6 protein-coding genes and 1 pseudogene are annotated in these 8,353 nt (G+C 65.6%); 4 read left to right on the forward strand and 3 right to left on the reverse strand.

Features of this window, described 5'->3' with window-relative positions:
* Positions 1–273 precede the first annotated feature (273 nt).
* From BUC15_RS18040 to BUC15_RS18050, 3 genes are all read right to left on the reverse strand, one after another.
* Complete coding sequence (locus BUC15_RS18040; protein WP_073191287.1) at positions 274–837, reverse strand: DUF6036 family nucleotidyltransferase; 564 nt, start codon at positions 835–837, stop codon at positions 274–276.
* On the reverse strand, positions 834–1,352 hold the full coding sequence (locus BUC15_RS18045; RefSeq protein WP_245788037.1) for a helix-turn-helix domain-containing protein: 519 nt from the start codon (positions 1,350–1,352) through the stop codon (positions 834–836). Before BUC15_RS18045 ends, BUC15_RS18040 begins: the two co-directional genes overlap by 4 nt.
* Before the next feature lie 605 nt (positions 1,353–1,957).
* Entirely contained in the window at positions 1,958–3,004 is a 1,047-nt protein-coding gene (locus BUC15_RS18050) for a hypothetical protein (protein WP_073191290.1), read from the reverse strand.
* Between BUC15_RS18050 and BUC15_RS18055 the strand changes: the two genes are divergently transcribed.
* The 4 genes and pseudogenes from BUC15_RS18055 to BUC15_RS18075 form a co-directional block, all read left to right on the forward strand.
* Complete coding sequence (locus tag BUC15_RS18055; RefSeq protein ID WP_073191294.1) at positions 2,980–3,702, forward strand: VOC family protein; 723 nt, start codon at positions 2,980–2,982, stop codon at positions 3,700–3,702. The genes BUC15_RS18050 and BUC15_RS18055 overlap by 25 nt on opposite strands.
* 383 nt (positions 3,703–4,085) lie before the next feature.
* Positions 4,086–5,402, forward strand: coding sequence for an APC family permease (locus BUC15_RS18060; protein ID WP_073191297.1), 1,317 nt, complete (start codon positions 4,086–4,088; stop codon positions 5,400–5,402).
* Positions 5,399–6,559: a YihY/virulence factor BrkB family protein gene (locus BUC15_RS18065; protein ID WP_073191300.1), complete on the forward strand. Its 1,161-nt coding sequence runs from the start codon at positions 5,399–5,401 to the stop codon at positions 6,557–6,559. The genes BUC15_RS18060 and BUC15_RS18065 overlap by 4 nt, the downstream gene beginning before the upstream one ends.
* Positions 6,560–7,033: 474 nt before the next feature.
* Positions 7,034–7,867, forward strand: a pseudogene (locus tag BUC15_RS18075) (PPK2 family polyphosphate kinase); the annotation flags it as partial.
* Positions 7,868–8,353 lie beyond the last annotated feature (486 nt).

The raw sequence follows: 8,353 nt of genomic DNA on the forward strand, positions 1-8,353 counted from the left end.
AGAGTCCCAGCCACAAGATCTTGGGGACAGTCCACAGACAAGGTCACGATGGTTTCGTCACGGGCCGCTCGTCCCTCACGGCCCGGCTCAACCGACAGCAGGGGTCACCATGGTTTCGACACGCGCGTGCGTCGCTGGCGCTCCTTCGGCGCGGCTCAACTGGCACGCGACCGCCTCGAGCCACCTTCTGGTCAACAGGCTAGGCGCGTCGGCAAGACAGCGCCATGCGTTCTCAACATGACCGGTCCAACTGGACGACGATCAGGGAGCCACCTACAGCAGACCCTCCAGCCAACTGCGTCCGACGGCGGCAGCTGGCTCATGGCGTGGCTCTACCTGAAGTAGGCGCTCGGCGATCACCGCAACGTCCACGAGCCCGGCGGCGTGGAGTGCCCTGACAAAGTTCAGATCCTTCTCCCGGTGGGCGCACAGCTTCGCCACACACAGGTCTTCCTTATCCAGGCACCAGCCGATGAACTGCGGCCGTCCCGACGGCGCCGCGGTGTTCAGGTTCTGGACTCGGACCAACCGGTCCCGCCACCCTTCTGGCAAGACCGCCGTCTGGAGGTCGACGCCGTCGATGCTGAAACCGTGCTGCTCCTCAAACAGGGACCACTCTCCGGCGACCCCCTCGATCAAGTCCGCCAACTCGGCAGTGATCACGTTGTTGTCCGCCATCGGCATGACGTCGATCTCGACCGACATGGTCGCCTCGACCGGCAACTCGTCCTCCCGATAGCTTGCGAGGATCGCCTGCGAGCCGACGATGATCACCGCAGGGTGACCGATGATCTGACAGGCGGCCCGGATGGCATGCTCCAGTTGGTCGCGTCTCATGGGCCAACCAACCGCAGCACCTTCGCCCGCTCTTCCTGCGACATCAAACCGCCCAAGGGGGAGACCTCCCGCATCTGGACCGAATCAGTGTCCAACCCGGTCATCACCAGCCGGAGTCCGGGAACGTCACGCTGCTCTATCAAACGCTCCCATCTGTCCAGGTTCGACACATGCGGCTCGCCCTGGGCGGTGCTCCGCAGCCGCTCAAGATTCCGATGAACCGTCGGCACCCAGCCGTCCAAGGCGTTCGGGTCGAGATGAGTCGCAAGCTGCCGGTGCAGACTCCAACTGCGCAGATGGGACCGGTCGAGTTCCACCCGGACGGAGCGTCGCACCACCTCCAATCGGTAGCCAAGGCACGACAACAGACGATCGAGCATCTCATCGCTCATCTCGATACGTCCCGACAGGAACTGACTAATGCTCGGTTGCCGGACACCGCTGAGCCGCGACAACTCCGACTGGGACACATGCGTCTCAGCCATCGCCTCCCGTAGGACTTCCCTACCGCTCACTTCATGAACTATAGCACCCTATGCTATAGATTTCAGTTTCTCAACGCTCCATAAGAACTCATCGACAGACTCACCCCAGAGGTCAACCAGGGCACCAGTCCGCCCGACTCCCCGACCTTCGCCCTCGGCGTCAGCGTCGACGACCTCGAGATCGACTGAGCTTTGCCACATCTTCCATTCCTCGACACCACCGTCTTGGCCAACTTCATGCTGATGAGCAGACCAGGACATCCTGGTCTGGTTCCTGCAGGACACGGGATCCAGACCACAGCGTCTGGGGAGACTCCCCCGGGAAGGTCACGATGGTTTCGACACGGGCCGCTCGTCCCTCACGGCCCGGCTCAACCGACGCGCTGGTTGAGCCGCCCGGCGAGCTCTGCGAGCAGGCGTGGGCGTTACCACCTGGCACACGGTGCAGGATCCAGACCACAACATCTTGGGGACAGCCCACAGACAAGGTCACGATGGTTTCGTCACGGGCCGCTCGTCCCTCACGGCCCGGCTCAACCGACAGCGGGGGTCACCATGGTTTCGTCACGGGCCGCTCGTCCCTCACGGCCCGGCTCAACCAGCAGCGGAACAGCTCAACCGACGGCGGGACTGGCTCAACCGACAGCGGACTCCCGACCCAGCGCCTTGTCCAACTCCTGCAACAACCGCGTGCGACGGCGGTGTGCCTCACGCAACTCGGCGATCAACGCCTCCACACCGTCAGCCTCCTGCGTCCCAGCCGCCAACCTCCGCATCCTCGCCAAACGCGCTGCCGCTACCCGGTAGTTCTGAGGCGCGGCCTTCTCCAACGCGGCCTCCACCAGGCGCCGGTGTACCGGCAGGGTGGCGACCGGGTCGATCCGCTCATACTCGTCCAGCAAGGCGACCCAGGTGCGCGCCTCATCCAGGCCCAACTCATGGGCGAGACGCCAAGCCAACGCCGGGTCCTTCAGCGTCGTCAGCGCGAAAGTGACGGCGTCCTCCGGGCTCGCACGCAACGCCGTCATCACCTCAGCCTCAACCGACGGCCACTCGGCGCCCGCCGCTGCATGCAGGGCGGCCGCCGTCGACGACCCGGGCCAGCGCCGGAACACGTAGAGCCGGGCCTCCACCAACTCCCCCGGGCGGTGCTCGGCGAGCAACTTGCACCAATACCGGGCGGCAGCCAACGACTGATACCCCTTGTCGAAGTCGACGGCGCGCCTGGCCCAATCCAAGGCGAGGTCGATCTCGCCGATCTCCTCCAGCGCCTCGGCGGTGTCCTCCAGCCAGGCGGCGACCCTGCCGTCACCGCTGTGCGTCCGGATGATCGCGTCGACGTCGCGATCGAGCACCGCGAGGCGCTGGTCGTTGTACCTGAGGACGAATCGAGTGTGGGCGCCCGGGTCGTGCCCCCTCCCAGTCTCACCCTCGGGTGGCAGCCCGGCACGGACCTCGTCCAGCGCGGCCCGGTAGTCCGCGACCCCTTGCGCCCCGAGGGCAGGGGCGTATGCGACGGGGTCGATCTCGAAGAAGTCGACCTTGCCATCGAACTGGAACTTGAGCATCCAGGGCACCAGCCGCGACGCGGGCACCTTCGCCGCCTCGGCGAGCGTCGGGTGAAGGGCGGGCGAGGAGCCGTCGGCAGGCAAGACCGATGACGCCGCTGGAATCGTCCGCACGGGCGACGACGGTGACGGCGCTGGCCAGGGCCTTGTCGGCCACGCGGAACGCCTCGGCGGGGTCGACCTTCGTCTACGACGACCCGAAAGCCCTGGCCAGGGTGCTGGTGTCGATGTTCCAGAAGTACCCCGAGAACTACACGGGCACCGGCGACCACCTGGTCTCCGAGGCGTTCTACTTCACCGACCCGGAGGGCAACGGCGTCGAGCTCTACCGCGATCGGCCGCGCGACCAGTGGAAGTGGGTCGACGGCCACGTCCAGATGGCGACGCTGTACCTCGACCCGGCCGGGTTCGTGAACCGGGAACTCGGCGGCGTCGACGTCGACGCCCTGCCCTCGACCGCCGCGTCGCTGGGCCACGTCCATCTGCAGGTGGGGGACGTCGAGTCGGCCAGGGCGTTCTACGTTGGGGCGCTGGGGTTCGATGAGACCACGGTCATGCCGGGCAATGCGCTGTTCGTCTCAGCCGGCGGGTATCACCACCACATGGCGATGAACGTGTGGAACTCCCGGGGCGCGGGGCCTCGGCAGAAGACGCTGGGGATGGGCGTCGTCGACATCCTGGTGCCGACGGCGGATGAGTTGGGTAGGGCTGAAGAACGGTTGGGCTTCGGTGGGTTCACGCCGTGGTTCGACGGTCGGACGCTGAGCGTGGGCGACCCGTGGAACAACGAGATCCGGTTGTCGGTCGGCTGATCTTCACTTGGTCGAGGGGGAAGGCGATTTGCTGGTTGAGTCGCCGCCGACCGCCGGTTGAGCCGCCCTGAGCGCCGGTTGAGCCGCCCAGAGCGCCGGTTGAGCCGCCCAGAGCGCCGGTTGAGCCGCCCGGCGAGCTCTGCGAGCAGGCGTGACGAAACCACCTGGCACACGGTGCAGAATCGCCACCACAGCATCTTGGGACAGTCCGCGGACACGTCACGGATGGTTTCGTCACGCGCGTGCGTCGCTGCGCTCCTTCGGCGCGGCTCAACCGACAGCTGGGGTCACCATAGGTTCGTCACGGGCCGCTCGTCCCTCACGGCCCGGCTCGACCGACTCAAAACGGTTCATCTACCCTGCACCCTGGGTAAATATCCAACATGACCGATCAACTGCCCGCCCCCACCCTCAAGCGCGAGGTGACGACGCTGGCCCTATTCCTTTTCATCCTCGGCGACGTGCTGGGCGCCGGCGTCTATGTATTGGTCGGTAACGTCGCGGCAGCCTCGGGTGGAGCGGTTTGGGTGCCCCTACTGCTCGCCCTCGTCCTAGCCCTGCTGACGGCAGGTTCCTACGCCGAGCTCGCCACGAAGTACCCTCGCGCCGGTGGCTCCTCGCACTACGCCAAGAGGGCCTTCGGGCCATTCTTCGGATTCTTCGTCGGGTTCTGCATGCTCGCGGCCGGCATCGTTTCGGTGGGCGCGTTATCGCTCGGGTTCGCTGGCGACTACCTCAGCGAGTTCGTCACCCTACCCATTCCACTGACCGTCATCGCCTTCCTCGCCATCCTCGCCGCCCTGAACGCCTACGGCATCAAACAGTCGATGTGGGCCAACGTGGTGGCCACTGTCATTGAGGTCGGCGGGCTGCTGCTGGTGATTATGCTCGGCTTCATGGTGATGGCAAGGGGCGACGGTGACCTCGCCCGTCTGACCCAACTCGGCACCGCCGAGAACGGACCAGTCCTGGCGGTGCTGGCGGGAACCGTACTGGCCTACTACTCGTACGTGGGGTTCGAAACCTCCGTCAACGTGGCGGAGGAGGCGAAGAACCCTTCCCGTTCGTACCCCGTGGCGCTCTTCGGGGCGCTCTCGGTCGCCGGGATGGTCTACGTCGGCGTCGGTGTGGCCGCCAGCGCGGTGCTGCCGACCGACGAACTGGCCGCCTCGTCGGGGCCCCTACTCGAGGTCGTCCGCGAAGCTGGAGGGGTGCCGCCCGTCCTCTTCTCTGTGATCGCGCTGATCGCGGTGGCCAACGGCGCCCTCCTGACGGGGATCATGTCGTCAAGGTTGGCCTACGGGATGAGCCGCGACGGCCTGCTGCCCCGGTTCCTGTCCCGGCTACTACCCAAGCGCCGCACCCCGATCATGGCGATCCTCAGCACCGTCGCGCTCTCGATCATCCTGGCTCTGATCGGTTCCATCGAAGTGCTGGCCTCAACACTCGTACTGCTCCTCTTGGTGGTGTTCATCACCGTCAACATCGCCGTGCTCAAGCTGCGGCGCGACAACGTGCCACACAAGCACTTCCGCGTGCCATCCGCTCTGCCGGTGTTGGGTGTGGCCACCTGCGCCCTGCTCGTCACCCAGATCGAACCAGAGACCTGGCTGTTTGGGCTGCCCCTCCTCGGGGTAGGGCTCATTCTTGCCACCGTTGCCCACCTCAGGGCAAACCGAGGACCGAAAGGACGACGATGACTTCACAACCTTCCCCTGACAAGGACAAGCACCCCTCGACCACCCCTCCACCAGAGGACGACCGCAAGCCCGAGAGCCCCGCCCAGATCACCCGCCCGTCCTGGAAGTACGCCCTCAAGACGACCATACGTGAGTTCTCGGCCGACGGCTGCGGCGACCTCGCGGCCGGGCTCACCTACCGCAGCGTCTTCTCCCTGGTGCCCACCATCCTCGCCCTGGTGTCGATCCTCAGCATCTTCGGGCAGGGGCAGGCGCTCAGTTCCGTGCTCGAAGAGGTCCGCGGCATCGTCCCGACCGAAACCTGGGACACCATCAGTCCCCTCCTGGACACCCTCCTGAGCACCCCTGCACCCGGCATCGGCCTGCTCATCGGACTGCTGACGGCGCTTTGGGCCGCGTCGGGTTACGTCAAGGCGTTCGGGCGCGCGATGAACATCATCTACGACGTGCCCGAGGGGCGGGGCGTCATCAAACTGACTGTTCAGATGTACGCCCTGACTGCACTCATCCTCGTACTGGGCGCCCTGTCCATCGTCATCTTCGTGGTTTCCGGCCCCATCGCCGAAGCAGTCGGCAACGCCATCGGGCTTGGCTCCGTCGCGGTGACGGTATGGAACGTGGCCAAGTGGTTCGTCCTGGCTTTGATCGTCGTGGTGGTCGTCGCCCTGCTCTACTACGCCACACCCAACGTGCGCCAGCCCCGGTTCCGCTGGATCAGCATGGGCGCGCTGATCGCGATCGTCGTATCGGTGATCGCGACCCTCGGGTTCTTTTTCTACGTCTCCAACTTCGGCAATTACAACGCGACCTACGGGGCCCTGGCAGGCGTCATCATCCTGCTGCTCTGGATGTACCTCATCAACACGATCCTGCTCGTGGGCGCCGAGGTCGACAGCGAAATCGAGCGCGCCCGGCAGTTGCAGGCAGGCATCGAGGCCGAGCGGGAACTCCAACTCCCCGCCCGCGACACCAAGGCAAGCGACAAGAAGGCCGAGCAGTTGGAGCAGCAGGTCGAGGAGGGAACGAACCTGCGCCTCTCAGAGGGGGAGACCCTTGAGGCTCCTTCCGGCGATGCCAGTCGATCGGACGCCCCTGGCCGCTCGGATGAGCCCGGCCGGGACACTGACTCCGCACCGAAGGTTGAGCAACCCAAATAGCCGTCGGCTCCTCACGCCAGCATGACGCCACCCGTCCGATGCTCTCAGCGGGTTCCTGCGCCTTCGGCTGGAGGCGCTGGGCCGCCTCCTGCGATGCCTTGTCCTTGGGGTGTCGCCCGGGTCATCGGCACGGTCCTTGGCGTTGGACGCGGTGAGCTCGGCTTCTTCTCACGTCGGATTCGCCTTGCTTGGGGAATCACTGCGCATGCGGGCATCGTCATCGTGAGCGTCGGACGCGTCGCGGATGCGCCCGTCGGGGTCGTCGGGGTCGCGATCGGCTCATCGGCCGCTTGGACCTGCGCCCGTGAGATCGGGCTCGGCGCCCGCCCCGTCAGACTTCACCGCCACCGTGGTTGGTGGCGGCACACCGCGTCGATACCCGCGGTCTTGGTGGCTAAACACACGGCGTCCGCTGATGGATGCCTGGTTCGTTCCGATGGCTAGACTCGGCACACCCGAACGAGAGGGACGCCCATGGCTGAGCTTTGGAACCAGGATCCGCGCACGGCGCTGCGGGTCGACGCGGACTTCGACCTGACGGCCCTTGACCGCAGCAGCACGCCCGGTTTCGCGGGAGGCAAAAGCGAGGCCAAGTCGCTGATGGTCGCCCATGGAGAATTGCTGAGCGAACTGCAAGAGCGCCTCTACGCGCGCGGACGGACCGGTGGCGACGAACGGGTGCTGGTGATCGTCCAAGGGCTCGACACGTCCGGCAAGGGTGGCATCGCCCGGCACGTGATGGGGATGGTCGACCCGCAGGGCGTTTCGCTGCGCAGCTTTGGGGTGCCGACGGAGGAGGAACAGGCCCACCATTACTTGTGGCGCATCGACAACGCGCTTCCCAAACCTGGGCAGATCGGGCTGTTCGACCGTTCACACTACGAGGACGTGCTGGTCGTGCGCGTCGACGAACTGGTCCCGCGAGAGGTGTGGGAGCCGAGGTTCGACGAGATCAACGAGTGGGAGAAGAACCTGGTCGACGGCGGCACCCGGGTGCTGAAGTTCGCCCTGATGCAGTCCTATGACGAGCAGGCCCGACGGTTGATGGAGCGCCTTGACCGGCCTGACAAGCGGTGGAAGTACTCCCTCAGCGACCTCAAGACTCGCGAAAAGTGGGACGACTACCAACTCGCCTACGCCGATGTGTTCAAGCGGACGTCGACCGATTACGCCCCGTGGTACGTGTTGCCTGCCGACCACAAATGGTTCGCGCGGCTGGCAGTCACGGAAATCCTGACGCGGGTGATGATCGAGATGGATCTCCGTTGGCCGGCACCGGATTGGGATCCGGCCGAGCAGCGTCGCCTGTTGGCCGAGACGATGTCGTCGGAGTTGTTGGCCGAGTCGTTGGCGGAGACTCGCGGGGTCGTCCAGGAGGCGATCGACGCTGGGGTCGACGTGAACTTGGAGGCGATCGAGTTGTTGACCGCTAGGAGTAACAAGACCGTCCGGAACGCTGCTGTCGCGGAGGTGAAAGCGCGTAGGGCGGTGTTGGAAGCCGATTTGGCGAAGACGTTGGCGGATAAGCGCGAAGTGTTGGAGTCGAAGTCGCCCGAGTTGGCGGAAGCCTACGACGAGGCTGCGTATGGAAAAGGGAAGAAATCGGACGGGTGAGCGTCGATTGAGCGGTGCCGCGACGGTTGAGCGGTGCCGCGTCGGTTGAGCGGTGGCGCGTCGGTTGAGCGGTGCCACGCCGGTTGGGCGGTGCCGCGACGGTTGAGCCGGTCCCACCGCGCGAAGCGCCGGGGACCGTGACGAAACCAACGCAACCATCCACGCAGACCTTCTCAAGAA

This window comes from Tessaracoccus bendigoensis DSM 12906 (assembly GCF_900141915.1).
GTDB classification, from domain to species: Bacteria; Actinomycetota; Actinomycetes; order Propionibacteriales; family Propionibacteriaceae; genus Arachnia; species Arachnia bendigoensis.

Bases quoted from the DNA above. Each gene is read 5' to 3' on its own strand.
- BUC15_RS18065 (WP_073191300.1), top strand. From the start codon at position 5,399: ATGACTTCACAACCTTCCCCTGACAAGGACAAGCACCCCTCGACCACC.
- BUC15_RS18055 (WP_073191294.1), top strand. From the start codon at position 2,980: ATGACGCCGCTGGAATCGTCCGCACGGGCGACGACGGTGACGGCGCTG.
- BUC15_RS18040 (WP_073191287.1), bottom strand. From the start codon at position 837: ATGAGACGCGACCAACTGGAGCATGCCATCCGGGCCGCCTGTCAGATC.
- BUC15_RS18060 (WP_073191297.1), top strand. From the start codon at position 4,086: ATGACCGATCAACTGCCCGCCCCCACCCTCAAGCGCGAGGTGACGACG.